At 66.5% G+C, this 26,123-nt stretch carries 28 protein-coding genes; 16 read left to right on the top strand and 12 right to left on the bottom strand.

The genetic code is table 11. The features are described 5' to 3' along the window. Positions 1-17: 17 nt before the first annotated feature. The 6 genes from DZC73_RS25015 to DZC73_RS24990 all read right to left on the bottom strand — a co-directional run bounded on the left by DZC73_RS25015 (position 18) and on the right by DZC73_RS24990 (position 4,260). Entirely contained in the window at positions 18-752 is a 735-nt protein-coding gene (locus DZC73_RS25015) for an amino acid ABC transporter ATP-binding protein (RefSeq protein WP_124543092.1), read from the bottom strand. Beyond that, on the bottom strand, positions 739-1,389 hold the full coding sequence (locus DZC73_RS25010) for an amino acid ABC transporter permease (protein WP_124543091.1): 651 nt from the start codon (positions 1,387-1,389) through the stop codon (positions 739-741). Before DZC73_RS25010 ends, DZC73_RS25015 begins: the two co-directional genes overlap by 14 nt. Before the next feature lies 1 nt (position 1,390). Next, positions 1,391-2,050 carry an amino acid ABC transporter permease gene (locus DZC73_RS25005; RefSeq protein ID WP_124543090.1) on the bottom strand — a complete coding sequence of 220 codons (660 nt, stop codon included), beginning with the start codon at positions 2,048-2,050 and terminating at the stop codon, positions 1,391-1,393. A gap of 13 nt (positions 2,051-2,063) precedes the next feature. Beyond that, the gene (locus tag DZC73_RS25000; RefSeq protein ID WP_124543089.1) at positions 2,064-2,846 is read right to left on the bottom strand and encodes a transporter substrate-binding domain-containing protein; all 783 of its coding nucleotides are present in this window, start codon (positions 2,844-2,846) and stop codon (positions 2,064-2,066) included. 392 nt (positions 2,847-3,238) lie between these two features. Then, complete coding sequence (locus DZC73_RS24995; protein ID WP_124543088.1) at positions 3,239-3,769, bottom strand: SRPBCC family protein; 531 nt, start codon at positions 3,767-3,769, stop codon at positions 3,239-3,241. 95 nt (positions 3,770-3,864) lie between these two features. Further along, positions 3,865-4,260 carry a YciI family protein gene (locus DZC73_RS24990; RefSeq protein ID WP_124543087.1) on the bottom strand — a complete coding sequence of 132 codons (396 nt, stop codon included), beginning with the start codon at positions 4,258-4,260 and terminating at the stop codon, positions 3,865-3,867. A gap of 166 nt (positions 4,261-4,426) precedes the next feature. Here DZC73_RS24990 and DZC73_RS24985 point away from each other — a divergent pair, with 166 nt between their 5' ends. Beyond that, positions 4,427-6,271, top strand: coding sequence for a sensor histidine kinase (locus DZC73_RS24985; RefSeq protein ID WP_124543086.1), 1,845 nt, complete (start codon positions 4,427-4,429; stop codon positions 6,269-6,271). A 12-nt stretch (positions 6,272-6,283) separates the two neighbouring features. Here DZC73_RS24985 and DZC73_RS24980 read toward each other — a convergent pair whose 3' ends face one another. From DZC73_RS24980 to DZC73_RS24965, 4 genes are all read right to left on the bottom strand, one after another. Continuing rightward, positions 6,284-7,150: a substrate-binding periplasmic protein gene (locus DZC73_RS24980; RefSeq protein WP_198414957.1), complete on the bottom strand. Its 867-nt coding sequence runs from the start codon at positions 7,148-7,150 to the stop codon at positions 6,284-6,286. Positions 7,151-7,212: 62 nt separating this feature from the next. Continuing rightward, positions 7,213-9,264, bottom strand: coding sequence for an NADPH-dependent 2,4-dienoyl-CoA reductase (locus tag DZC73_RS24975; RefSeq protein WP_124543085.1), 2,052 nt, complete (start codon positions 9,262-9,264; stop codon positions 7,213-7,215). A gap of 124 nt (positions 9,265-9,388) precedes the next feature. Further along, positions 9,389-10,042 (bottom strand): glutathione S-transferase family protein, encoded by a 654-nt coding sequence (locus DZC73_RS24970; RefSeq protein ID WP_124543084.1) that lies wholly within the window; start codon positions 10,040-10,042, stop codon positions 9,389-9,391. An 11-nt stretch (positions 10,043-10,053) separates the two neighbouring features. Further along, positions 10,054-10,506 (bottom strand): DUF2214 family protein, encoded by a 453-nt coding sequence (locus DZC73_RS24965; protein WP_124543083.1) that lies wholly within the window; start codon positions 10,504-10,506, stop codon positions 10,054-10,056. A 225-nt stretch (positions 10,507-10,731) separates the two neighbouring features. Here DZC73_RS24965 and DZC73_RS24960 point away from each other — a divergent pair, with 225 nt between their 5' ends. The 14 genes from DZC73_RS24960 to DZC73_RS24900 all read left to right on the top strand — a co-directional run bounded on the left by DZC73_RS24960 (position 10,732) and on the right by DZC73_RS24900 (position 22,197). Continuing rightward, positions 10,732-11,511 carry an alpha/beta hydrolase gene (locus DZC73_RS24960; protein ID WP_124543082.1) on the top strand — a complete coding sequence of 260 codons (780 nt, stop codon included), beginning with the start codon at positions 10,732-10,734 and terminating at the stop codon, positions 11,509-11,511. A 10-nt stretch (positions 11,512-11,521) separates the two neighbouring features. Continuing rightward, entirely contained in the window at positions 11,522-12,370 is an 849-nt protein-coding gene (locus DZC73_RS24955) for an ADP-ribosylglycohydrolase family protein (protein WP_124543081.1), read from the top strand. Between the two features lie 21 nt (positions 12,371-12,391). Beyond that, a complete protein-coding gene (locus DZC73_RS24950; protein WP_124543080.1) occupies positions 12,392-12,691 on the top strand; it encodes a DUF2277 domain-containing protein in 300 nt (99 codons plus the stop codon). Positions 12,692-13,044: 353 nt separating this feature from the next. Then, positions 13,045-13,491, top strand: coding sequence for a DsrE family protein (locus tag DZC73_RS24945; RefSeq protein WP_235835269.1), 447 nt, complete (start codon positions 13,045-13,047; stop codon positions 13,489-13,491). Further along, positions 13,488-14,378, top strand: coding sequence for a S49 family peptidase (locus DZC73_RS24940; protein ID WP_124543078.1), 891 nt, complete (start codon positions 13,488-13,490; stop codon positions 14,376-14,378). The genes DZC73_RS24945 and DZC73_RS24940 overlap by 4 nt, the downstream gene beginning before the upstream one ends. Before the next feature lie 10 nt (positions 14,379-14,388). After that, positions 14,389-16,029 (top strand): ATP-binding cassette domain-containing protein, encoded by a 1,641-nt coding sequence (locus tag DZC73_RS24935; RefSeq protein WP_124543077.1) that lies wholly within the window; start codon positions 14,389-14,391, stop codon positions 16,027-16,029. Then, complete coding sequence (locus DZC73_RS24930; RefSeq protein ID WP_124543076.1) at positions 16,019-16,963, top strand: LpxL/LpxP family acyltransferase; 945 nt, start codon at positions 16,019-16,021, stop codon at positions 16,961-16,963. Before DZC73_RS24935 ends, DZC73_RS24930 begins: the two co-directional genes overlap by 11 nt. Next, entirely contained in the window at positions 16,960-17,688 is a 729-nt protein-coding gene (locus DZC73_RS24925; RefSeq protein WP_161974732.1) for a DUF2987 domain-containing protein, read from the top strand. Before DZC73_RS24930 ends, DZC73_RS24925 begins: the two co-directional genes overlap by 4 nt. Positions 17,689-17,777: 89 nt before the next feature. Then, entirely contained in the window at positions 17,778-17,906 is a 129-nt protein-coding gene (locus tag DZC73_RS30530; protein WP_268879061.1) for a hypothetical protein, read from the top strand. Positions 17,907-17,978: 72 nt separating this feature from the next. Further along, positions 17,979-18,218: an acyl carrier protein gene (locus tag DZC73_RS24920; RefSeq protein WP_124543074.1), complete on the top strand. Its 240-nt coding sequence runs from the start codon at positions 17,979-17,981 to the stop codon at positions 18,216-18,218. Beyond that, complete coding sequence (locus DZC73_RS24915; RefSeq protein WP_124543073.1) at positions 18,211-19,428, top strand: beta-ketoacyl-[acyl-carrier-protein] synthase family protein; 1,218 nt, start codon at positions 18,211-18,213, stop codon at positions 19,426-19,428. The genes DZC73_RS24920 and DZC73_RS24915 overlap by 8 nt, the downstream gene beginning before the upstream one ends. A 28-nt stretch (positions 19,429-19,456) precedes the next feature. Beyond that, positions 19,457-19,957, top strand: a complete 501-nt coding sequence (locus tag DZC73_RS24910) for a TlpA family protein disulfide reductase (RefSeq protein WP_161974731.1) — start codon at positions 19,457-19,459, stop codon at positions 19,955-19,957. Positions 19,958-20,005: 48 nt separating this feature from the next. Further along, complete coding sequence (locus DZC73_RS24905; protein WP_124543071.1) at positions 20,006-20,866, top strand: c-type cytochrome; 861 nt, start codon at positions 20,006-20,008, stop codon at positions 20,864-20,866. Continuing rightward, positions 20,863-22,197 (top strand): SulP family inorganic anion transporter, encoded by a 1,335-nt coding sequence (locus DZC73_RS24900; RefSeq protein ID WP_161974730.1) that lies wholly within the window; start codon positions 20,863-20,865, stop codon positions 22,195-22,197. Before DZC73_RS24905 ends, DZC73_RS24900 begins: the two co-directional genes overlap by 4 nt. A 110-nt stretch (positions 22,198-22,307) precedes the next feature. Here DZC73_RS24900 and DZC73_RS24895 read toward each other — a convergent pair whose 3' ends face one another. Both DZC73_RS24895 and DZC73_RS24890 read right to left on the bottom strand, forming a co-directional pair. Continuing rightward, the gene (locus DZC73_RS24895; RefSeq protein ID WP_124543069.1) at positions 22,308-24,122 is read right to left on the bottom strand and encodes an ATP-binding response regulator; all 1,815 of its coding nucleotides are present in this window, start codon (positions 24,120-24,122) and stop codon (positions 22,308-22,310) included. Further along, a complete protein-coding gene (locus DZC73_RS24890; protein WP_161974729.1) occupies positions 24,103-24,798 on the bottom strand; it encodes a response regulator in 696 nt (231 codons plus the stop codon). Before DZC73_RS24890 ends, DZC73_RS24895 begins: the two co-directional genes overlap by 20 nt. 124 nt (positions 24,799-24,922) lie before the next feature. Between DZC73_RS24890 and DZC73_RS24885 the strand changes: the two genes are divergently transcribed. Next, positions 24,923-26,113, top strand: coding sequence for an LGFP repeat-containing protein (locus tag DZC73_RS24885; RefSeq protein ID WP_161974728.1), 1,191 nt, complete (start codon positions 24,923-24,925; stop codon positions 26,111-26,113). Positions 26,114-26,123: the final 10 nt, after the last annotated feature.

Genomic DNA, 26,123 nt, shown 5'->3' with positions numbered 1-26,123 from the left:
CTGCGGGGCCTGCCGCTTCAGCCGTGGATGGATGCGAGGAACTTCTGCAGTTCCGGCGTGCGGGGCGACCCGAAGAGTTCATCCGGCGGCCCGATCTCGTGCACGCAGCCCGCATGCATGAACACCACGCGGTCCGCCACCTTGCGCGCGAAGTTCATCTCGTGCGTCACCATCAGCAAGGTCATGCCGTCGCCGGCGAGCGACTCCACCACCCGCAGCACCTCGCCCACCAGTTCCGGGTCGAGCGCGGAGGTGATCTCGTCGCACAGGAGCACCGCGGGCTGCATCGCCAGCGCCCGTGCGATCGCCACGCGCTGCTGCTGCCCGCCGGACAACTGCTCCGGCCGCGCGTCGAACTTGTCGCCCAGGCCCACGCGTTCCAGCAGCGCCCTCGCCTGCTTGGCGGCCGCCTCCTCGCTGCGCTTGGCGACCTGCATGGGCGCGAGCATCACGTTGCGGCCTACGCTGAGAAGCGGGAAGAGGTTGAAGTTCTGGAAGATCATGCCCACGTGCTGGCGCAGCTCGCGCATGGCCTTGGGGTTGCCGTGAAGAAGCGCCTGCCCATCCACCGTGAGACTTCCTTCGTCGAAGGTCTCCAGCCCGTTCACGCAGCGAAGCAGCGTGCTCTTGCCCGAGCCGCTCTTGCCGATGATGGCGATGACCTCGCCACGCTCGACGCTCAGGTCCACGCCCTTGAGCACCTCGTTGGCGCCGAAGCGCTTGCGCAGACCGCGAATCTCAACGATGGGCATGCAGCCTCCTCTCCAGCCCGCGGCTCCAGGCCGAAATCGGGAAACACAGCACGAAGTACATCAGCGCCACGCAGGCGTAGACGGTGAATGGGCGGAAGGTGGCGTTGCTGATCATCGTGCCCGCCTTGGTGAGCTCGATGAAGCCGATGACCGACGCGAGCGCCGTGCCCTTGACCACCTGCACCAGGAAGCCGACGGTAGGCGGAATCGCCACCTTCAGCGCCTGCGGCCCGATGACGAATCGGAGCTGCTCGCGCAGGTTCATGGCCAACGCGGCAGAGGCCTCCCATTGCCCCTTGGGCACGGCATCCACGCAGCCGCGCCAGATCTCGGTGAGAAAGGCGCTGCTGTACAGGGTGAGCGCCAATGCCGCGGCGGTCCATGCAGACACGTTCAACCCGATCAGCGCCAGGCCGAAGTAGGCAAGGAAAAGCTGCATCAGCAAGGGCGTGCCCTGGAAGATCTGCACGTAGCCGGCCACGAAAGTTGCCGCACCGCGCAGCTTGGCGATGCGCGCGACCAGCAATGCCAGGCCGATGAGCCCGCCGCCCGCGAAGGCGATGAGCGAGAGCAGCACGGTCCAGCGCGCCGCCAGGCCGAGGTTGCGCAGGATGTCCCACAGCGAGAAGTCCACCATGTCAGCGCCCCTCCAGCACGCGCGGCCCGAGCCAGTGCAGGAGCCTGCGCAGCGCCATCGCGAGCGCGAGGTACATCAGCGTGCCGATGATGAAGGACTCGAACGCACGGAAGTTGCGCGACTGGATGAGGTTGGATGCATACGACAGCTCCTGCGTGGAGATCTGCCCGCACACCGCCGAGCCCAGCATGACGATGATGATCTGGCTCACCAGCGCAGGCCACACGCGCTTGAGCGCCGGCGGAAGCACCACCTTGAGGAAGATCTGCCGCGGCGACAGCGCCAGGCTTTGCGCCGCTTCGATCTGCCCCTTGGGTGTGCCCACGAGCCCGGCGCGCACCAGTTCGGTGGCATACGCCCCGAGATTGATCATCATCGCCAGCATCGAGGCAGCCTCGGGCGACAGCTTCGCCCCAAGGCTGGGCAGCCCGAAGAACAGGAAGAAGAGCTGCACGATGAACGGCGTGTTGCGGATGAGTTCCACGTAGGCACCCACCGGCAGCGCGAGCCAGCGCGGCCCCTGCCAGCGCGCCCAGGCGCCGCCAATGCCGATGGCCAAGCCCACGACTGAGGACACGGCGGTGAGCAGCACCGTCATGCCTGCCCCTTTGGCCAGCAGCGGCCATTCGGCGAGCACCGCCGAAAAGTCCAGCGCGATCATGGCGTCCGATCGATCAGGGCAGTTCGCCGGCCGGGCGTCCCAGCCACTTCAGCGCCATCTTGTCCAGGTCGCCGCTGGACTTGGCCTGCGCGATGATCTCGTTGACCTTCAGCCGCAGCTTGTCCTCGCCCTTGGCCACGCCGATGAAGTTGGGCGAGTCCTTGAGCAGCAGCTTGAACTCGGTGTTGAGCTGCGGGTTCTTCTGCATGACGGTGCCGGCCACGGACGCACCAGTGGCCATGAGCTGAACCTGCCCCGACACGTAGGCCGCGACGGTGGCGTTGTTGTCCTCGAAGCGGCGCACCTCCACGCCCTGTGGCGCGATCTTGCCCAGCTCCTGGTCCTCCATCGCACCACGCGTCACGCCCACGCTCTTGCCGTTGAGGTCAGCCGGCGCCTTCACCGCCAGCGACTTCGGCCCGAACACAGCCTGGAAGAACGGCGAATACGCACTCGTGAAGTCGATGACTTTCTCGCGGTCCGGGTTCTTGCCCAGCGTGGAGATGACAAGCTGCGCCTTGTGCGTCTGCAGGTAGGGAATGCGGTTCGCACTCGTCACCGGCACCAGCTCCGCCGACACCCCGAGCTTGCCAGCGATGTAGTTCGCCATGTCGACGTCCAGCCCCTGCGGCTTGAGGTCGGTGCCCACGAAACCATAAGGCGGGAAGTCGGTCGGGATGGCGATGGTGATGGCCTTCTTCGCCATCACCTCGTCCAGTGCGGTCTGCGCATGAGCGGCAAATGCCGCCAGCAAAGGCATCGCAGCGAGCAACCGCAGGACGTTGCGGATCTTCATGTAGTGGCCCCTTCGGCTTTGGATTGGATGGGGCGTTGCTGGTTGCAAGGGTCATGCCCGGGGGGGGGTTGGGCAAAGGCGTGGGTGGGCTGGCTGGGGCGCGCGGCGGAAGCGGTCGGCGCTTTGCGCCGACTCCGCTGCGGTGCTCGGGCTTGTGGTCCGGCGCAGAACTCACTCCGCGCCCCTGCGGTGCGCTGCGTTCAAACAACCGCGCCGAGCTAGTCAACGAAGCGCGCTGCGCGCGCGACCACAAGCCCTCCGCTCCTCGCCGCTTCCTGATGCGCGCCCCAGCCAGCCCACCCACGCCTTTGCTGTTGCGGCTTTGGGTTTTCTCGTCGAGCCAAGCCTTTGCCACTTGAGCGGCAGGCGGCATGGGCCAGGGGCGAAGGAAATCAAACCCTCTCCACCTCAGCCTTCAAATTCGCAAGCCCAGCCTCGAAGTCCCGCCCCACCCTCTTGTCCATGTCGAAGAAGATGCCCATCAGCTTGGCCATGTACGGCGCCGGCCCATGCATCGCCCATGTCACCTCGGTGGTGTCGCCACGCGGCGCCAGCGTGAACTCCACGGTGTTGTGGCCTTCGAAGGGCTCGATCATGTCCAGCTTCATCGTCACCTTGGACGGCAGCTGCACGTCCACGATCTCGATGCTGCCCTTGCCCACGTCCTTGTTGCCCTCGAACGCATAGTGCGCACCGGGACCAGCTTCGGGCCCCTGGTACAGGCCCTTCATGTTCGGGTCCTTGCGGTTGTACGGGTTCCAGGTGTTGAACTGCCGCAGGTTGTCGATGAGCGGATGAATCCGCTCAGCCGGGGCCTTGATGGTCGCCGTGCGCTGCACGCGGAAGACATCGGGCCGCGTCGCCGCGTAGGCGAGCAGCACCACGAGTGCCAGGACGAGGACGATGGCGGTGGACTTGAGCATGACGGATCTCCTCTGAGCGTTGGGAATGGATGGCTGCCATTCCCACGACGATCCGGCCGCCGCCGGATCGACATCCATCAAGCCAAGGGGAAACCCTAGTGCGTCGTGGCAGCAGCGCTGGACGCGCCTGCGGTGGACTCGTCATAGCAAGGCGCAAGCGACCGCACTTCCACCGTGCACCACTCGGCCGCCGGGCATTGGCTGGCCAGCGCCACCGCTTCGGCCTGCGTCTTGACGTTCACGAGGAAGTAGCCGCCGACCATTTCCTTGGCTTCGGCAAATGGCCCGTCCACCACCCTCGCCTTGCCGTTGCGCACCTGCACGCGCGCGGCGCTGTCCGTGCCTGACAGCGACTGCACGTCCAGCAGCAGCCCGCGCGCCTTGAGATCGTCGCCCCACTCCACCATGCGCTTGAACACGGCGCGCCCTTCCTCGGGGGTTCGCGTGCGGCGCTGTCCAACGGGTTCGACCATGAAGAGCATGTAAGCCATGAGCACCTCGCAGGTAACGATCGCGCGATTTGACCATGCATTGGCTTACCATCGCCGCGGATGGCGCTTTGTCACAGATGGATGCGCCGCCGTCACCCCGTGCACGACAGGCGGGCCCGGTCCATGCCCCAGCGCATGGATTCCATGAGCGATCAAGGCAACCTGCATGAGCGTGCCCGTGCCGATGTCCTCCGTGCCCGCGTCCCTCCAGGCCAGCCAGCTGCGCGTCCTGGAACGCATCGCCGAAGGCAGCCCGCTGCGCGACACGCTCGGTGCGGTGTGCGAATTCATCGAGGATCGCGAGCCCGGCATCACCTGCGCCATCCTGCTCACCGATGCCGCCGGCATGCACACCGGCGTGGCCGCGGGCGCCTCGCTGCCCGACGACTTCCTGCTGGCGCTGCTGGGCATCAACATCTCGCCGCCCCACGTGGGCTCGTGCTGCCGGGCATTGGACACCGGCGAGGATGTCCTGGTCACCGACATCGCGCACGACCTGCGCTGGTCGGCACCGTGGCGCGAGTTGAACCTGGCGCAGGGCTTTCGCGCCTGCCGCTCAGTTCCCGTGAAGAACGCCGCCGGCGAAGTGCTGGCCTCCATCGCCGTCTTCGGCCGCGAGGTCGGCCACCCTGGCCCGGCCAGCCCGGAACTCATCGAGGCCGCCGCCTCGCTCATCGACATCGCCATTGAACGCGAGCGGGCGGACACCGAGCGCCGCGCCCTGGCCGACCGCGAGCACAGCCTGCTGCTGGCCGCTGCACGCTCGAACGCGCACTTCAGGCTGCTGCTGGATTCGGCCACCGTGCTGCTGGGCACGCACGATCCGAACGAGATGCTGCAGGGCCTGTTCGACCGCATCGCCGAGCACCTCGAGCTGGACGCCTTCTTCCATTTCATGCCCGACGACAGCGGCCTGCAGCTTCGCCTGTGCGCCTACCACGGCGTCAGCGAAGACGAGGCGGCCCACTACGCGAGGCTGGCCGTGGGCCAGTCCCTGTCCGGCGTGGTTGCCAGGAGCCTCGCGCCCGTGGTGCTCAACCACATCCAGCAGTCCACCAACCCACAGGCCCTGCCCGCGAAGCAACTGGGTTTCCGCTGCGGCGTCAGCATGCCGCTCATCACCGACGGGCGGCTGCTGGGAACCCTGTCGTTCGGCAGCCGCCGCAAGGACGAGCTCAGCAGCGACGACCTGGCCTTCCTCGACACCATCAGCCGCTACGTCACCTCCGCCTGCGAGCGGCTGCGGCTGGTGAGCAAGCTGCAGGACTCCGACCGCCGCAAGGACGAGTTCCTCGCCACGCTGGCCCATGAGCTGCGCAACCCGCTCGCGCCCTTGCGCAATGGGCTGCACATGCTGCAGGTCGCGCGCGACAAGCCTGGCATCGCCGACAAGGCGCTGGCGATGATGGACCGGCAGCTCAAGCAGATGGTGCGGCTGGTGGACGACCTGCTCGATGTCAGCCGCATCAGCAGCGGCAAGATCACCCTGTGCCACAGCGTCTTCAACCTGGCGACGGCACTGGAACAGGCGGTGGAGACCTGCCAGCCGCTGCTGCTCGGCCTCAACCACCGGCTCGCGACGCACCTCGCGCCCGAGCCGTTGATGGTCCACGGCGACATGGCGCGGGTGTCGCAGGTCATCGCCAACCTGCTGAACAACGCCGCGAAGTACACGCCCGCCGGCGGCTTGCTGGAAGTCTGGCTGGAACGCGACGGCGACGAGGCCGCCATCCGCGTGCGGGACAACGGCATCGGCATCGATGCGGACATGCTGCCGAAGGTGTTCGAGATGTTCTCTCAGGCCAACACCGCCATCGACCGGTCGCAAGGCGGCATGGGCATCGGCCTGTCGCTGGCCCAGGCCCTCGTGCACCTGCACGGCGGCAGCCTGCACGCCCACAGCGACGGCGCGGGGCTGGGCAGCGAGTTCACCATCCGCCTGCCTGTGCTGGAAGCGCGGCCGGGCCAGGCCCTGGACGCACAGCCCGGCGAAGCGACGCGCGTGCGCTGACCCGCGCAGCGTTCAACGCTGCATGCCCTGGAACCACAGCCCCTTGCGGGTCAGCGGCGTCTGCGCGGGCAGCAGCGGATTCGTGAGGTTCAGCACCGTGCGCTCCTTCAGCCGATAGCGCGCCGTCAGCTCGCCGAAATAGCGATCGAACAGCCGGTCGAAGCTGCCGTCGGCGATGGCCGCTTCCATGCCGCGGGTCAGGTCCACCGCCAGGTCGGGCCAGTGCGGGCTCACGAAGAAATAGAACGCCGTCGGGTAGCGGATCACCAGGTATGGATCGACGGCCAGGCCCAGCTCCGGATGGCTGGCCAGTTCATCGCCGATCTCGATCAGCGAGCGCGGGAAGTAGTCGATGCGGTTGATGGCGACCTGCTGGAACAGCCCCTCGTAGTTCGAGGTCGTGCTCACCTTCAGCCCGTTGGCGCGCAGGATGGCCGTGTCCGGCCAGTCGTGCATCTGCCCCGCCACGTACGCCGACAGCGCGGAGATCGAGCGCACGTCATGCCAGCGTTGCACATCGGCCTGCCGCACCAGCGCGAGTCGCCAGCCGATGAGGCCCTTGTCGATGGGAATGCGCACCGGCAGGTAGTTGCGCTCGCGCTCGATGTCCGTCATTGCCCACACGATGTCGACGGCGCCATGCGGCTTGCCCAGCTCGGCGAAGGCGCGGCTTTGCACCATCACTTGCGGGCTCTGCTCCAGGTCGTAGGACGCGCCGGACTTGTCCACCGCCATGCGCAGCACGGCGAGCACGTAGTCCAGCTGCGGGTCGTGCAGCGCCTGGTGGCGCGGGTAGACGATGCGGTCAGCGGCCACCGCGGCTTGCGACATGAGCAGCACTTGGCCAGCGAGCCAGAGCCAACGTTGCCAACGCCACATGGTGTCCCCTCCGCACGGCAAGCGTAGCGCAAAGAGGCGTGGCGGGTGCCCCGGTGAACCCTCTAGATCACAGCGGCGAGGCGGGTTCCTTGATCGATTGCACGCTTGGCGTCGAGCTCGGCCGCTTCATGCGCCCCGCCGATCACGTGCGTCTTCACGCCCGCGGCCTTCAAGGGCTCCAGCAGCTCGCGCAGCGGCTCCTGGCCGGCGCACAGCACGATGGTGTCGCACTCGATGAGCTGCCCGTCGGCACGCTTGTCGCCATAGGTCACGAACAGGCCCTGCGGCGTGATGCGTTCGTAGTTCACGCCGCCCACCATCTCCACCTGCTTCATCTGCAATGCAGCGCGGTGGATCCAGCCCGTGGTCTTGCCCAGTGTCTTGCCCGGCTTGCCGGCCTTGCGCTGCAAGAGCGTGATCTGGCGCGCCGGCGGCGCGGGCTTGGGGCGAGCCACGCCGCCGCGCACCACGGCCGGGTCGGCCACGCCCCACTCGTGCATCCACTCCTCCAGGTTCATGGTGGGCGACTGGCCTTCGGCGGTGACGAGGTATTCCGCCACGTCGAAGCCGATGCCGCCCGCCCCCACGATGGCCACGCGCTGGCCCACCGGCTTGCCGTGCAGCAGCACGTCGATGTAGCTCAGCACGTTGGGCCCGTCCGCACCGGGAATGGACGGCTGGCGCGGCGTCACGCCGGTCGCCAGCACTACCTCGTCATAACGACCGGCCTTCAGCTCCTGCGCCGAGACGCGCTTGGACAGGTGCAGGTTCACGCCCGTCTGCGCGAGGCGCCGCTCGAAGTAGCGCAATGTCTCGTGGAACTCCTCCTTGCCGGGGATGCGCTTGGCCATGTTGAACTGGCCGCCGATGCGGTCGGCCGCATCGAACAGGTGCACCTCGTGGCCGCGCTCGGCCAGCGTGGTCGATGCGGCCAGGCCCGCAGGCCCGGCGCCCACCACCGCGACACGCTTCTTCCCCGGCGTGCGCTGCCACTTCAGCTCCGTCTCGCGGCAGGCCCGCGGGTTCACCAGGCAGCTGGCGAACTGCGCCTTGAAGACATGGTCCAGGCAGGCCTGGTTGCAGGCGATGCAGGTGTTGATGTCGTCGCGCCGCCCGGCACCCGCCTTGTTCACGAAGTCCGGGTCGGCCAGCAGCGGGCGCGCCATGCTCACCATGTCGGCGCAGCCATCGGCCAGCACCTGCTCGGCCACCTCGGGCATGTTGATGCGGTTGCTGGTCACCAGCGGAATGCCGAAGCCGGACTCCGTCAGCTCGCGACGCATCTTCTGCGTGACCCAGGTGAAGGCGCTGCGCGGCACGCTGGTGGCGATGGTGGGAATGCGTGCCTCGTGCCAGCCGATGCCGGTGTTGATGATGGTCGCGCCCGCCTGCGCCACCGCCTTGGCCAGTTGCACTGCCTCGTCCCAGCTGGAGCCGTTGGGAATGAGGTCGATCATCGACAGGCGGTAGATGATGATGAAGTCGCGCCCCACCGCCTCGCGCGTGCGGCGGATGATCTCCACCGGCAAGCGCATGCGGTTCTCGTACGAGCCGCCCCACTCGTCGGTGCGGTGGTTGGTGTGCGTGACGAGGAACTGGTTGATGAAGTAGCCCTCGCTGCCCATCACCTCCACGCCGTCGTAGCCGGCTTCGCGCGCGAGCGTCGCGCAGCGCACGAAGGCGTTGATCTGCCGCTCGATGCCGCGTGCGCTCAGTTCGCGCGGCGTGAACGGCGAGATGGGCGACTGGATGCGCGAAGGCGCGACGCAGAACGGGTGGTAGCCGTAGCGGCCGGTGTGCAGGATCTGCAGCGCGATCTTGCCGCCTTCGGTGTGCACCGCATTCGTCACCAGCTTGTGGCGCTTGGCCGCGCTGTGCGTGGCCAGCGTGCCGGCGAAAGGCTTGGTCCAGCCGGCGATGTTGGGGGCGAAGCCGCCCGTCACCATCAGGCCGACGCCACCACGTGCGCGCTCGGCGAAGAACTCGGCCATCGCCGGGAAATGCTTGCGGCCGTCTTCCAGGCCGGTGTGCATGCTGCCCATGAGAACGCGGTTGGGCAGCGTGGTGAAGCCCAGGTCCAGCGGGGCGAGAAGGTGCGGGTACGGGGTGGACAAGCGCGGCTCCAGGGTGAAGTCGCGCGATTCTGGGCGCCAAGGTGTCGAGAAGGCACCTCAGAGCGGATTGGGGGCTTCCCGGGTGGTGGCGACGCGCAATCCGTGCGCACACGCCACTGCGCCATCAACCCGCTGGTGGCTGGGCGGCGTTGACGGCCAGTTGCGCGGCGAAGGCTCGCTGGTAGGCGGGCCGCGCTTCGCCGCGGGCGACATAGGCGGCCAGGGTCGGGAATTCATCCAGGAGGCCCGACGGCCTCAGCCTGAGCAGGACCGACACCATCATCAAGTCGCCCGCGCTGAACGCACCGTCGAGCCAGTCGGCATCGCCCAGACGAGCGGCCAGCGGGTTCAGCCGGCTGCGCACGCGGTCCTTGACCAGAGGCAGACGCGCCTCGCACCAGGGCTTGTCGGCTTCGAAGATCTTCGCCGTGACCAGTTCAAGGATCGGTGGCTCCACCGTGTTGAGCGCGGCAAACATCCAGGTGATGGCGCGCGCCCGTGCATTGGCATCGTCCGGGAGCAGGCCTGGATGCCGCTCGGCGATGTGGAAGACGATGGCCCCCGTCTCGAACAGGGCGAGGTCGCCTTCCTCGTAGGTGGGAATCTGGCCGAAGGGATGAAGCGCCAGATGCGCGGGCTCCTTCATCGCACGGAACGACACGAGGCGGACCTCGTAAGGCTGGCGGACCTCTTCGAGCGCCCAGCGAACGCGCGTGTCGCGCGCGAGCCCCTTGCCGCCATCGGGCGACCGCTCGAAGGCGGTGATGGTGATGGTCATCGCCATGCGCCTCACATGCCGATGCCGCGCGCCATCAGGCTCGCGCACAGCGCGATGCCCAGCAGCAGGACCATCTCCGCACGCAGCAGGTTGCGGATCATCCGGAACTCGCTGGTCGGCACCGTCGGCGCGCGGCCTTGCTTCACGTCAGGCGCCCACTTGATGAAGCGGATGGTGGGGTAGATCGACAGCAGCCCGACCAGCACGAACAGCGTGAGCTTGGCGTGGAAGAAGCTGTTGTGGAAGTAGTAGGCGCTGCCCTTCTCGAAGTAGAAGACGCGGATGAAGCCGACGACCAGCAACAGCATGGCGAAGATGCCGTACCAGCGGTCGGCCGCCTGGAGGCGGCGCGCCTCGGACAGCGTCGGCGCCTCGCTGAAGGTGAACCATTCGAAGAACAAGGTGGCAACGACGCCGAACACGGCGAAGAAATGCAGGAAGGCGAACAGCGCATTGGGGACCATTCAGGGCTCCTGGGTGGGGGGTGGTGCGGGTTCGAAGGCGCGCATGATGACACCGCGCGCGGCCGGCCGCATGGCAAGGGCGCAGGATCATGGTGGGCATGAGGGTCGTGGCCCTCCGACAATTCGTAGTCGCCGTAGTCGCGCAAACGAACATCGCACATCGCCACGGCCCGGCGCCGTGCCATGATGGCCACCACGCCCTCGCCTCACGCCTCGATCCAATCCATGCGCCGCATGCTTGCTGGCACCGTCATCTTCGTTGCTGCGCTGTACCTGTTGCTGTGCGCAGGGCTGTTCTTCTTCCAGCGTTCGCTGCTGTACTTCCCTCCGCCGGCCAATGCGGCCGATGCCGCGCGGACTGCGATGCAGGCTCAGGGCCTGACCTTGGCCGTGACCACGCGGTCCGTTCCGGGCGACGCCGCCGTGGTGTATTTCGGCGGCAATGCCGAAGATGTCTCGTTCAGCCTGCCCGACCTGGCCGCCGCATTTCCGAGCCACTCGCTGTACCTGCTGCACTACCCTGGCTACAGCGGCAATGCGGGCTCGCCCAATGAGGCGGCCATCCGCCAGGCCGCGTTGGCCTTGTTCGATGCAGTGCATCGCGATCATGCGAAGGTCATCGTCATCGGGCGCAGCCTGGGCAGCGGCGTGGCCATTGGCGTGGCAGCGCAAAGGCCGGTCGAGCGGCTGGTGCTGGTGACGCCCTACGACAGCATCGTGGACATCGCGGCCGGGCAGTTTCCGTTCGTGCCGGTGCGATGGATCATGCTCGACAAGTACGAATCGTGGCGATACGTGCCGCAGGTGAAGGCGCCGACGACCATCGTCGTCGCGCAGTTCGACGAGGTGATTCCCGCGGCCAGTTCGCGGCGCTTGTTCGAGCGTTTCGGGCCAGGCGCGGCCAGCTACCTGACCATTGCATCCACAGGGCACAACACCATCTCCCAAAGCGCCGACTATGTTCGTGCACTCAGTGGACTGCCCACTTCTTCCATCCAACCCTGACCGACCATCCATGCTCATCGAATTGGCCATCGGCGATGCCTACGGCGCCGGCTTCGAATATGCGGCCGACCGCATCGTGAAGGAACGCAACGACCTCAGCGGCTACATCAAGCATCCGCGGCACGACATCACGCCCGGCTGCTACACCGACGACACGCAGATGAGCATCGCCATTGCAGAGGCGATTGCCGACAACGACCCGTGGACGCCGCAAGCGCTGGCCGAACGCTTCGTGCGCGCCTTCAAGCGTGATCCGAGAGAGGGCTACGCATCGCGCTTCTACGACTTCCTGCAGGAGATTCGGGATGCCGATGAATTCCTGGCCCGCATCCATGCAGACAGCGAGAAGAGTGGCGCGGCCATGCGGGCCAGTCCGATCGGTGTGTTTGCCTCGATCGACGAGGTCAAGGATCGTGCGGCCGTCCAGGCGCGCATCACGCATGACACGCCGGGCGGCGTGAATTCAGCGATGGCAGCTGCCTTGATGACGCACTTCTTCCTCCACGGTCACGGCGCAAAGGCCGGGTTGGGCCGCTTCCTGGAAAGCCATGTGCCAGGCCCGTGGACACAGCCATGGAAAGGCAAAGTCGGCGCCGAGGGCATGGGTGCCGTGCATGCGGCCGTCCATGCGGTGATGTCTCATGACTCGATGAGCGCCATCCTGCGCGCGTGCATCGCATACACCGGCGACGTGGACACGGTGGCCACGGTCGCGCTGGCGGCGGCCTCATGCGCGCCTGACGTGGCGCAGGACTTGCCGGGAGTGCTGTTGGATGGGCTGGAGCGCGGGCCGTTCGGGCATGCCTACTTGATGGAACTTGACGGACGATTGATGAGTCGGTGCAGATCGTTGATCTGACAATTCCATGAGGTCTTGATCATGTGCAGGAACATCCGAACCCTTTTCAACTTTGAACCTCCCGCCACGGAACTGGAGATTCGGGATGCGTCACTGCAGTTCGTGCGCAAGCTGAGCGGCTTCACGGTGCCGTCGAAAGCGAACGAAGAGGCGTTCAATCGCGCAGTCGAAGATGTGGCCGCGGCAGCGCGTGTGCTGATCCGTTCGATGGTGACGACGGCGGAGCCGCGAAACCGCGAGGTGGAAGCGGAAAAAGCTCGCGCGAGAAGCGCCGAGAGGTTTGGTACCACACGTGCCTTGGGGCAAACCGGCGACGACTGATCAAGGGCGCGACCTTGAAATCTTGATGCTGCCTGCCGCTCGCGCGCGCTATTTAGCAGCTCAAGAAAAACCTACACACCTGCAAAACCTTACATCCCAAGTTTGTGGGATGGCCGTGCGGTTTCCGCGCTGGCATCGTGAAGCAAAGGTCGCATTCACGGGCCTTCCAACAAACACCGAAACCGTGCCGGGATAAGGAGGACCGGCCCCAGCGCCATGCTCGGCGCTGAGTCTTGGCGAGCGCCGTTCGCGTCTCGCCCGCCCCGTCCGCAACACCGTACGCGCGCTTTTCGCTTGCCTCTTTTCGCACCAGCATGCGATGGCCTCGTCGTTTCCTATCAAAAGGCGAGTTCGTGAAACACCTGTTCGCTTCCCGGTTTCTCGTTGCATTGGCACTGTTGGGCTTGCTCTTCGGCCCGATCCGCGCGGCCGCTGCCGACAAGGAGACGCGCGTCGTCTACCACGTCGGCGATACCGCCGAACAGGCCACCCGGACCTTGCTGTTCGTCAACAACCACCTCTCGGCCGACCCGAACGTGAAGATCGTGGTCGTGGCGCATTCCGCCGGCATCGACTTCCTGCTCAAGAAGGCGGTGGACAAGAACGGCGTCGAGTACGAACCCGCCATCAAGGAGCTGGTGAAGTCCGGGCGGGTCGACTTCCGCATCTGCAACGTGTCGCTGATGTCGCGCCATGTTCCCGCCGACGGCCGCATCCCCGAGGCGACAGTCGTCGACTCCGGCGTGCGCGAGATCGCGCGGCTGCAAGCCCAAGAGGGCTACGCCTACATCCGCCCATGAAGCCCGCCATGCACGCCACCCCGAGTTCACTGGTCCAGCGCGACGCGGCACCGGCCGGCACACCGCTGCGCCATGCCGCGCCCGAAAGACCACGTCGTCTTCCAGGTTGGCCGTTCTCGCGCCAGCGCACGGCGTCGATCGCGGTGCTCACGATCTCCGGCGTGATCGACGACAAATCGGCGCTCGCCATCCTGAGTTGTTGCCAGCAGGTGAGTTGGCAACAGCAGGACACCATCGGGCTGGTGCTGCGCATCGCGAGCGAAGGTGGCTCGCTGGCGGCAGCGCAAGCGATTGTCCAGGTGATCGAACAGCTGCGGGACGAGCACGGCCTGGTCATCGCCGTCGCCATCGACGACATCGCCATATCGGCCGCCTTCTACCTCGCTCTGGCCGGTGACTTCGTGGCGGCCCAGCCGGCCGCCACGCTCGGCTCGGTGGGCTCGCGCATCCGCCGCTACGACGCGACCGCGCTGCTTGCGCGCCTGGGCGTGCAGGACGCGTCCGTCGCCAGCAGCCTGCACAAGGGCGCCGAGTCGTCCTGGGTCACTGCCGCCGCCCATGCCGACCCGGCATTGGCGCAGCCACTGGTCGACGACATCCATGCGCAGTTCGTCGATTGGATGAAGCTGCGCCGCGGCATCGCCGCGATACCGCCGGATCTGGTCGACGGCCGCATGTTCACCGGCCGGGTCGCGCACATGCATGGCCTGATCGACGCCACCGGCGGCACCGCGCGAGCCATCGCGCACGTCGCCGAGCGCTGCGCGGTCGAGTCGTTCTCGCTGCTGCACATCGAGTACGCAAGCAAGGCCGGTCCGGTCGAGTCGCTGCTCGGCGCGATTCCGTTCGGGCCGCTGATCGGCCGCCTGCTCGGCATCGGCAAGTAGGGCCCAACCCATGCGCCTGCTTCGCATGATCGCCACCCATTCGCCTGGGGCGCTCGCCTGGGCGCTGGCGCTGGGCCTGGCGAGCGGGGTCAGCTTCGCGGCCGTCGTCGCGCTGCTCGATTCAGCCTTGGGCAACCCCGCGTGGCTTCGCTCGGCCGGTGCCATACCCGCGGTGCTGCTGTTCGTCGCCGCGGTAGGTACCCTGTCGTTCCTGTCGGGCCATGTGGGGGCGCGGCTCGTGCTGTCGCAGGTCACCCGCATCCGCCGCTTCCTGGTGCGCGACATCCTGGCGGCACGCTTGCAGCACCTCGAAGCGATCGGGCAAAAGCACCTCACCGCCACGCTCATCGACGAGGTGCAGCGGGTGTCGCAAGGTGCCTGGGCCATGCCCGTGCTGCTGCTCAACCTCGGGGTCTGCGTGGCGGTGTACGCGTACATGGGCCTGGTCAACGGCGCCTTGCTGCTCATCATCGTGATTGCGCAGGCGGCCATCTTCTCGGGCATCAGCCTGCTGTTCCGGCGCTTCATGCCGATGACCAACCAGGTGGCAGCGCAGCGGCGCCAGTTGGTGGCGCAATTGCAGTTCTTCACCGGCCACACGAAAGAGCTCAAGCAGAGTTCGGCGCGCACCCAATCCTTTCTCGACGACTTGCTTGGGCCGCAGCTCGAGAAGGTGCAGCGAGGCACCGAGCGCCTGGCCGACCTTGCGACGAGCATGGATTCCCTGACCAAGGTGGGCTTCCTGCTCGTGATCGGCCTGCTGGTCGGCTCGACCTACGCCATCCCGGGCATCGCCTCCGACGAACAGTTGCGCAGCGTCATCGTCGCCTTCATGTTCGTCATCACCCCTTTCTCTTCGGTGCTCAGCACGGCCCAGCAGATGGCCGATGCCGACCAGGCGCTGAAGTCCATCCAGTCGTTCAGCACCGAGAAGGAACCGGCCCCGGTGCCTGCCGGACAGCCGGCCATGCTTGCGCCGCCCGAGACCATCGGCCTCCAGTGCGTGTCGTTCACCTATCGAGGCCCGAACAACGACACCGAGTTCGCGATGACGGCCATCGACTTCGAGCTCAGGCGAGGAGAGATCGTCGCGCTGCAAGGCGGCAACGGCAGCGGCAAGACCACGCTCGCGAAGCTGCTGTGCGGCTTGTATGCGCCCCAGTCCGGCTGCCTCACCGCCGACGGGGCGCCGGTCGTCGCGGCAGGGCTCTTGACCCACCGCCAGCACATCGGCGCCGTCTGGAGCGGCAACGAACAGACCCAGTTCTGGTTTCCCGACCAGCCTGCCTCCATCGACGCCGCACTCTCGGTGTGGGACAAGTTCGGACTCTCCGAGCTGAGCGCGTTCGAGCCCGGATGGGTCGAATACGCCGCGCTGTCGACCGGCCAGCGCGGTCGCGTGGCTTTGGCTGCCACTTTGGCCGACCCGAAGCCCTTCCTGGTCTTCGACGAATGGACAGCGAACCAGGACAAGCGCTTCCGGCAGATCTTCTATGCCGAGCTGCTTCCACGCCTTCGTGCACGCGGCATCGGCGTGCTGGTGATTTCCCACGACGACGAGGCCCGCGAGGTCGCCGACCGGGTCGTGCAGGCAGACCGCGCGGGCTGGACGACGCTGCGCACCGCCACGAGGAGCCGGCATGCAGCCTGACACCACCACCGGCACGCCTTTGCTGCAGCGCTGGGTCGTCTGGTGGCCGCAAGCCTTGCAGCGCCTGGCGGCCAAGCTGGCCGGTCTGGCGTGCTTCATGGCCGACTCGCGCGCATGCCGTTCGGCGGTCGTGCCTCTCGTTCGCGACGCGCTGGGTGTCAGCTCCTGGCGGGCCCACGTCATCGCTGCGCAGGCCTGCATCAACTCCTTCGAGTACGCCATCGACAGCGCGACCATTCTCGCGGGCAACCCGCGCACGGTGGAACGCATCAACCAGTCGAAGAACCGCGTGGAAGGCTTGGCGAACCTCGAAGCCGCCGCCGCGCGCGGCAAGGGCGTCTTCGTCACCGCGTCGATGTTCTCGTGCTTCTACTACGCCATGATGTGCCGCTGGCCGGCCTTCAGCAATGGGACCGAGACGCCGCGTTTCCACATCGTCATTCCCAGGCGCGACAAGCTGCTGCTGAGCATCTGCGAGCGCGTGGCGCAGTTCGGCGAGCGCTGCCATGACTTCATCCCGATGGACTCGCCACGGGCCGGCCTCGACGTGCTCAACGCCATCCGCAGCGGCGGTGTCGTGGTCTGCATGATCGACAACATCCCGGCCAACGCGGCCGTCGTTCCCGTGGACTTCTTCGGCCGCCCGGCCTGCATGCCGGCAGGCTACTTGATGATCGCCGCGAAGTACGGCGTGCCGATCGTCAACTGCACGACCACTTGCCGCGGCGGGGTATTCGAGACGCGATTCGAGGAACCGATCAGCGCCGATGCATCGCCAGCGGACGCCGACGCGCTGCCATGGCTGGCCGAACGCGTCCATGCGTCCTTGGAGCGCTGCGTGCGGGCCAACCCCGGCGGTTGGCATTCATGGGACAGCCTGGCCGTGAAGTGGGGCGTGGGCCAGTCTCTTCAGACCTCAGGAGACACGACATGAGCAAGGCCAAGTGGTGGGTCTCGATGCTGGCAGCGGTGGCATGCGCAGGCCTGGCCGCGCAGGCAAGAGCAGCATTCGACCGTCCCTGGATGAAATACTCCGAAATCGCCGAGTTGTTCGAGAAGTTCGATTCGCTGGAACCCGAGCGGCGCGCCAACCTCGTGTTCCGGGTCAAGGCCGCGGCGATGAACGATTCGCTGCAGCCCGCCGACATCGCGCTGACGCTTGATTCGAAGAAGGGCCGCACCCGCCTGCCGCTGGATGCCAAAGGCGTCATCCCGTTTCCCATCGAGGCCTCGCTGCGCGACGAGGACCCGATGATCCAGATCTCCACGCCGACCTTGACCAAGGTCGCGCTGATCATCGACGTGCTGATCAAGCTGCCGCCCCAGACCAGCTTCAAGTACGCCGACGCAATGACGCTGGTGAAGACCGCCGGCGAAGGCATGCGCAAGCACGCGGGCATCTGGGCGCTCTTCATGCCCAAGCCCGACGGGCTCGAATTCGAGTTTGCGCCGGGCCAGGCCGCCACGGCTCAAACCGTTCCGGCCGCGCCCGAGAGGGTGTGGAACACGAATGCCGACGGCAAGCTGGTGATCCCGCTGAACGACGAGTTGGCGAAAGCGAATCCGCAGATCGTGCTGTCGTCCCTGCCCGCGCAGGCACGGCCGCACTTCAAGGTGCGCATGCAGTTGATCTCGTCCGAGGAAGCCAAGATCAAGTAGCCGCATTCACATCATCGCTTTGAGGAAGTTCTGCACCCCTTCCTCAGATTCAGTCCCAACCTGGGTGCATTTTTATCGGGAGATTAGACATGAAGACCGAAACCAAAGTGGTCCGCGTGATTTCTTCGCAAGGCGCGAAGGTTCGCGTGAGCGTGCCGGCTGTCCAGGCACCGCGCCCCGTTGCCGCAGCGCTGTCGTGCTGCTGCAAGACCGACTAAGGTCATGAAGTAGCGCCCCTTCGCCCTTGCTGTCGGTCGAAGGGGCGTTTGAACAATCGCCGGGGAGGCACCATGAAAAGCATCAAGGAACAATTGCGCGACATCGTCGCGGAGCGTCTCGAGATGGAGCCGGATGCGGTCGACAAGGCCGACCGTCTGGAGGACCACGGGGACTCGCTCGCATTCCTGGACCTGGTCTCCGAAGTCGAGAAGGTCTTCGACATCCGCATTTCCAACGAGGAGCTCGACAAGCTCACCTCGTTCGCCGACCTCGTGGGCGTGGTCGAGCAAAGCCTGCTCGCCCGTGCGTAAGGTCGCCATCACCGGCATCGGGCTGTCGACGCCGCTGGGCGCGTCGATGCAGTCCTTCGCAAGCGCCTTGCTGGGCGCGGAGTCGGCCGTGCATCCGTTCGAGACGCGCTACAGCGGCATGGTGGCCGGTGCGCGGGTCGCCGAAGATCCGGCGGCGCCGTGCAGTCGGCACGAACTCGCGCTGGCCGACCGACTCTCGCAGCTGGCCATGCTCGCGGCCGGCCGTGCGCTCGACGACGCAGGCCTTGCGGGCGGGTCGCCCTTGCTGGCGGGCGCAGGCCTGTTCGTGGGCAACGGGTCGGGCCCGAGCCATTCCGTTGCCGAGGCCTATGCAGCGCTCGCCGAGTCGGGCCGCATGCCCGCGCTGGCGCTGCTGCGGTGCATGCACAACGCCCCGGCCAGCCACGTCTCGATCCGCTACGGCATTCGCGGGCCCAGCCACGCTTATGCGGCCGCCTGCGCATCCGCCTCGGTCGCCATCGGCGAGGCGCTGCGATCCATCCGGCACGGCTACACCGACATCGCGCTGGTCGGCGGAAGCGAATCGCCGTTCGGCGACGGCGTGCTCAAGGCGTGGGACGGCTTGCGCGTGCTGGCCCCCGTCGACCGCGACGGCAACACACCCGGCTGCAGGCCGTTCGCACGGCAGCGCAACGGCATCGTGCTCGGGGAAGGCGCGGCATTCTTCGTGCTCGAAGCCCATGAGCACGCGCTGGCACGAAAGGCCCACGTGCACGGCTACCTCGCCGGCTACGGCGCCTCCAGCGACGCCCGCCACTTCACCGAACCCGACACCGCCGGCCAGGTGGCCGCGATGCGGGCGGCCCTGCAAGACTCCGGCCTCGCGCCGAAGGACATCGGCTACGTCAATGCCCACGGCACCGGCACCAAGACGGGCGATGCCGTGGAAGCACGCTCCATCACGCAAGTGTTCTCGGAGTGCGAGCAGCCCTTGGTCAGCTCGACCAAGGCCGCCCATGGTCACCTGCTCGGCGCATCCGGCGCGATCGAACTGGCGGCGTGCATGGCCGTGCTGGAGCATGGCCTCGTGCCGCCGGGCTTGAACCTCGACGAGCCCGACCCCGAGTGCGATCTGAACCATGTGGGCGGCAGGGCCAAGCGGCTGGACAAGCCCTGTGCCGTCCTGTCGAATTCGTTTGCATTCGGCGGCAGCAACGCGTGCCTGGTCGTCAGCCCGGCCGAGCACTGACCCAACACCCCATCCACCGGACCCGACCATGCTCAACAACGTCTTCCGCATCTTGATCCTCTCGGCGCTCATGGCCTCGACCAGTGCGTTCGGGTGGTCGCTGAGCCTGTTCAACGGCGTGAGCCTCGGGCAGGAGCTGCCGCCGCTCAACCTGCAATACGTCGCCAACGCGCCGGCCCAGCCGCCGACGCTGACCATGATCTATTTCTGGGGAACCTGGTGCGAGCCCTGCCGCGAGACGATCCCGAAGCTGAACAAGCTGCATGACGAGAAGCATGACGGGCTCGTCATCGTCGGGCTGACCGACGAAACCGAGCCGGTGGTCAAGGAGTTCCTGCGCAAGATCCCGATCCGCTACACCGTGGCGCTGGACGATCACCGCAAGCTCTTCGACAGCCTGAAGATCCGCGCCCTGCCCTACGCCATCCTCATCACCAAAGAACGCAAGGTGGTCTGGCGCGGCCAGCCGGAAGACCTGCACGCCGACGAACTCAACCGTCTGCTCTCCGCGGCCAAGGCAGCGCCATGACGCCGCATCCTGCGCGCTGCGTGACATGCCGATCAAGCTCCCGCGCCGATGAGTCATCGCATCACCCCGAGGCAGCGCACGTGGGCGGGCCTGCTGTGCGCAGCGGCGCTGCTCGTCTGGATGCTGTCCGCATGGAGCCGCGACTCCGCCTATGCGCGTGCGTTGCGTGACGAGAACCCGCGAGCGGAGGTGGCCGAGGCCGCAGGCATCGATGCGCTGCCGCACGACAAGTACGGCGAACTCGTCCGCCAGGGCTACCGCATCTTCACCGACACACCCCGCCATGCTCGCCGCTACAGCGGCAATGCGCTGTCGTGCACCAACTGCCACCTCGATGCCGGACGCCGCGCCGATGCCGCGCCGATGTGGGCCGCGTGGGGCATGTACCCCGCGTACCTCGGCAAGAACGACCGCGTCAACACGTTCGAGGAACGGATCCAGCAGTGTTTTCGCTTCAGCTTGAACGGCTTCTCGCCGCCGGTGGACGGCCATGAGGTGCGCGCGCTCGTCGCCTATGCCCAGTGGCTGGCACGCGGCCGCCCGGTAGGCGTCGAGCTGCCGGGGCGCGGATTTCCGACCGTGCCGCGGACGGGGGCGGATCCGAACCCGCTCAGCGGCAAGACGCTCTACGCCCAGCGCTGCGCACCGTGCCACGGCGAGAGCGGTGCGGGCCGGGGCGATGCGGCCAGCGGGCACCAGGCGCCTGCGCTGTGGGGCATGGACAGCTTCAACAAGGGGGCGGGATTCAATCGCGTCGACCTTCTGGCCGGGTTCCTGAAGGCCAACATGCCGCTGGACAACCCGACCTTGAGCGACCAGGAAGCGCTCGACCTGGCCGCATGGATCACCCTGCAGGAACGCTGGCCCGATCCGCGCAAGGGCCTGCTCAGCGGGCTGCTGAGCCGATGAAGACCATGCGCAACGAGCTTCAGCATTTGATCGGCACAGACCACGAGCTGCATGCGCGGAACTGGTCGCCATCGCGGCTGAGGCCCTGGGTCCGCTGGCAACTCTCGGTGTGGGGTGGCGATCTTCATGCGGGCTGGGTGTCGGCCCTGCTGATGCTGCCCCAGGCCGTCGCGCTGGCGGCCATCGCAGGGTTGCCGCCCGAGGCCGGCATCTACGCCTCCATCTTTCCGGTCATCGCCGCGTGCCTGCTGGGCGCGTCGCAACGACTGCTCTCTGGGCCCAACACTGCGGTGGCGGTGATGACGGCATCGGCCATCACCCCATTTGCCACGCCGAACAGCGAGGAGTTCGTGAAGCTGGCCTGGTCGCTGGCGGCCATCGTGGGCATCCTGCAGGTGCTGGGGTCTGCCCTGGGCGCAGCCACGCTGCTGGCACGCTTGCCGCGCTTCGTGACCCATGGGCTCACCCTCGGCGTGGGGCTGGTGATCATCGCGACGCAAGTACCGGTGGCGCTGTCGCTGCTGTCGGTTCCCGGCGAGGCGCCGTGGCTGGCACCGTGGTATGCGGTGGTCAACATCGACCGGGCCAACCCCAGTTCCATCGCCGTGGTGCTGACGGCCCTGCTCGTCGGCGCGGTGTCTTCGCGGCTGCGCTGGCGTGTGCTCTCGCCGCTGGTGGCCTCGTTGATCGGCGGCACGTTGATGGCCGTGGCGCTGGAGTTCGTCTTCGGCCGCGATGCCTGCGCGCTGGAGCGCATTGGCCACGTGCAACTCGTCCTGTTGCCGCTGTCGTCGCCGGCCATGGACTGGGACCAGCTCTACATCGTCAGGCAACTGCTGCAAAGCGCCGTGGCGATCGCAATCGTGGGTGGGCTGCAGACGGCGATCATTGCCCAGTCGATCACGCCATCGAGATCCGACCCTCCGCCGGACCCGGCGCGCGATCTGTTTGCGCAAGGTGTTGCCAACATGGTGGCCTCGGTGACCAGCGGCTTTGCGGGGTCGGGATCGTTCAATCGCTCGGCGGCGCATGTGTCGGCTGGAGCGACGTCGCGGGTGGCTGGTGTTCTGTCGGCGTTGATCCTGTTCGCGATTGCCACGGCGGCGAGTGACGCGCTCGCCCACATCTCCGTTCCGGCGATGGCGGGGACGCTGATCCTCATCGGCTGGCGTCTGGCGCGATCGGCGCTGGAGGAAGCCGGTCGCTCGCTGGCTGCGCTGGGGCTGGCGGCGTGGGTGGTGGCGGCGGGGTTGGAGTCGGCTGTGCTGGCGGCGCTGGTGCTGTATGTGTGCTCGCTGGTGCGAGGAGATCGGAGCGAGCCGAGGACATAGCGAGTGAAGGGGCGTCGGTGCAATCGGAAGCAACGCCGTGGCACTATCGGACAGCGCACGGGCTGCCGAGACCGTCGTCGACACCCACGGCGCGGCGACCGGTGAATTGATCAGCCATCATCTCTTCCCCTTTGAACTTCCGACGACGCACTGACTGTGCTTGCCTTGACAGTCTCGGACAATGCCTGGGCGAGACGAGCCCCGTCGATGGGCTTGTGCAAGACGACGGCCGCAAGGCCGGAAAACGTACGCAGCCGCTGCGCCGAGGTGTCGCCGCTGACGATGACTGCCGGTAGACCCGGATTGCGCATGCGTAGTCTCGTGATGACATCCTGACCCGTCTCGCCGCGCAGTCGGAAGTCCACCACGAGTACGTCGGCGCGAAAACCATCATCAAGGATTTGCTGCGCGTCGTCGCCACAGGCAACGCCTCGGGCCGTCCACCCGATCTCGCGCAGATAGGTGCATAGCGAGCGCAGCGCGTCGGGCTCGTCGTCGACCATCAACACCGAAAGCGGTCTGCCGATGCCGGATTCGTTCGGCGGCAGGGGCGGTGCAGCCCCCGCCGCGGCCGCGGGCAGGGATAGCTCGAATCGGGCTCCGCGGCCGGGCTCGCAAACCAACTCCAGCGGAATCTCGAGCAGCCGTGCCGTGCGCCTGACGATCGCCAGCCCCAAGCCCAGTCCTTGCGAGCGGTCGCGCGACGGATTGCCGACCTGGTAGAACTCCTCAAACACTCGCTCGCGCTCGGCTTCGGCGATGCCCGGTCCGCTGTCGCTGACACTGACGATTACACGCCCGTCTGGGGCGTGCCTTGCCTGCAGGCGCACTCCGCCTCGAGGCGTGAACTTGATGGCGTTGTCGACCAGGTTGCCCAGGATGCGTAACAACTGGTCCGCATCGGTCAGCACCCACAGGGGCCCGGCATCGATTTCGAGCGACAGTCCCCGTTGTTTCGCCAATGCCGCGAATTCATTGCGTACGGCTTCCATCAGCGCGGCCACGTCGTGCGATGCCGTGTGCAGGGAGACCGAATGCGCATCAAGGCGTGAGATATCGAGCAGCCCGTCGAGCAGGCCGCGACTCTGGCCCAGTGCGCTGCCTATTCCCTGGCTCAGCTCGATCAGCAGCGGGTCGCCCGAGCGGCGTGCGACCAGATCGAGCGTCGTGGCGTTAATCGACAGCGCGTGCAGGGGCTGACGCAGGTCGTGACTGGCAGCCGCGAAGAAGCGTGTCTTCGATGCACTGGCGGCTTCAGCCCGATCGCGTTCGGCCTTCAGCGAGGCCGACAGGATCTCATTGTCGTCAAGCAGACGCACCTGGTCGGTGAATTCCTTGCGCTGCGCTCGAACCGACATCAAGGAGAGAGGAACTGTCGTGGCCATCACATACGCCATCACATAGCCCATTGCACCGCCACGCCAGAGCCACCCGACGATCATCACGACCACGAATGGTCCGGCGTAGGACAACCATGCACGCTGAATGCCCGATGCCAACATCACGAGCCCGCCACCCTGAGTCGAGAGCAGGAATGAGACAAACAGCAGGACCACGTCGGTGGAGCGAAGAAAGAACACCGGCATCAGCGCGACTGCGACAATTCCGGAGCGGGCAAATAACCGCGTCATGGCGCGCAGTGCCTGAGCAGGCGCCGCTTCGGCCCGCCTCTGCAACCGGCCCGCCGCGCGACGAATGAGCGCCTGCCCGACCATCCAAATGGCCAGCCACGCAACGACCCAGAGTCCCGCACCATCCTGGAAGGCCAGGTAGGCGATGACGAGCACGATGGGCAGAGACTGGAATCCACGCCGCGCGAAGACCAGCATGTGCTTCAGGCACAGGGCGTCGACCTTCTCGATGATGCGCACCTCGCGCGCCGCTGCATTGTCCGCATCCGTCCTGTCAGCTAATCCGGGTGCCATCTCGCGAAGCCTGGTAGGCCGCCTCGGTTCGGTTGCTCACGCCGAGCGCGGAGAACACGGCGGTCAGGTGTGATTTGACCGTCGACTCGGCAATGCCCAGTTCGCGCGCGATCAGCTTGTTGGGCAGCCCGCGCGTCGCTGCACGGTAGACCTCGATCTGCCGTGCCGTGAGACCGGCGAACTGACCTTCCCTCGCGGGCGCGGTTGTCCCACCGGCGTTCGTACCCGATGCATGCAGCGCCTCGGCCGGCACGAAGATTTGCCCGTCCAGCACCTTGCCGAGCGCGGCGACCATCATTTCGGAGCTGTAAGTCTTCGGAATGAAACCGGCAGCCCCCTTTTCGATGCATGCGCGGATGAGCCCGACGCTGGTCTCACCCGACAGCACCACGATGCGTGACATGCAGCCCGCTTCGCGCAGCCGCAGCAACGAGATTGCACCATCACATTCGGCGAGATGCCAGTCGAGCAGCACCAAGTCGTACCGCGTCAGGAGGACGAATTGCGCCGCCTGTGCGAGGTCACCACAGGTGTCGACACGCAGATCGGGCACCAGCACGCTGAGCAGGTTCTTCAGTCCCTGCAGGAACATCACATGGTCGTCGACCATCAGCACGGGCCGGGCGTTCGCAGCTTCCATCGGCGCGACTGTAGTCAATCCAAGTTGAATGTCCATCCGACTTCCGTCGGAGGCTCCCAAGTACCTTTGCCGGAGGTGCCAGCGCGCGGATCCTCCTACTCTGACTTCGTCAACCCGATCCCTCAACGCACTGCGGTGCACCTCTGAAAGGAACTTCATCATGGCCACTTCATTCACAACAGCCCGAACCGCCGCAACGAAGGTCCCGCTTGCACATGCCGACCTGCTGAACGAGAGCCTCACGACAACCGTTCAGAGTCGGTTCAACGGCGTGTTGGAAGGCCTGCACAAGGCGGCGATCGCAATCGAACAGAAGCGCATCGCGCTTGGCGGCGCAACGGGTCAATCGATCGGCCACGTCGACTTCGGCGCGGGCGACGGGTACTTTTGCCGCTTCCAGAACGGCATCATCTACCTGCTGCCGCCTGCGGCCCCCTGCTGGGTCCACGGCTCGATCCTCGACAAGTACATCGCGCAAGGCGCCGAGCGAGGGCCGCTGGGCTACCCGACCACCGACGAGCTCGCGACGCCGGCCGGATCGGGTCGCTACAACCACTTCCAGCGAGGGTCGATCTATTGGTCCTACGTGTCGGGGGCCCACATCGTTGCCGGCGCAATCCGCGACCGCTGGGCCGTGCTCGGATGGGAGCAAAGCTGGCTCGGCCTGCCGACCTCGGACGAGAAAGACTACGCCGATGGCGGCCGGGTTTCTGAATTCCAGCACGGCAACATTTACTGGTGGGACGACACCGGGGCCATCGACCTGGGAGACGTCGCGGTGCGCTACAAGGGTTTGTACTGCTTCGGCGAAACCAGCGGGGCCGGATCGGACGAGCCCTACCTGATCTTCGGCGTGGTTCCGCCGCCCCCTTATCGGGCAGCGGCGTCGTTGACCCAGATCTACGACGACGTTGATGACGGCGATTCTCGGCCGGACACGGTCGAGCTGTACCGCGGCATTCCCGGCGGGTTCGCAATCTCGTTCTCGCTGTTTGAGCACGACACCGATGATCGGGACAAGTACCTCGGCCTCGTCAAGCAGGCCGTGGCTCTCGCCGGCAAGGGCGTGGCTGCAGGGTGCGGGGGGCTGTTGGGTCCGGACGCCGCGAAGGTCTGCGAATCGGTCTGGGGTGCGCTTGCAACGGATCTCGCCAAAGCGGCTAACGATGTGCTGGGTACCGGCGACGACTTCATCGCGGCATCGGGCTTTGCCTTGTCGGCCAAGGAGATGGTGTTGCTGGCCAACGTTCCTCGGCAGAACTTCTGGGGCATCGAATACCACCGCGAGTCCGCACTCCTGAGCGACGGCGACGCGTCTTACAAGGCCTACCTGGATGTTGTGCGCGTGTGAGGCTCCAGTG

The organism is Rhizobacter terrae (genome assembly GCF_003852895.1).
In the GTDB taxonomy this organism is placed as follows: Bacteria; Pseudomonadota; Gammaproteobacteria; order Burkholderiales; family Burkholderiaceae_C; genus Albitalea; species Albitalea terrae.
The sequence above is the reverse complement of the archived record's forward strand: the minus strand, read 5'-3'. Positions and strand labels throughout refer to the sequence as shown.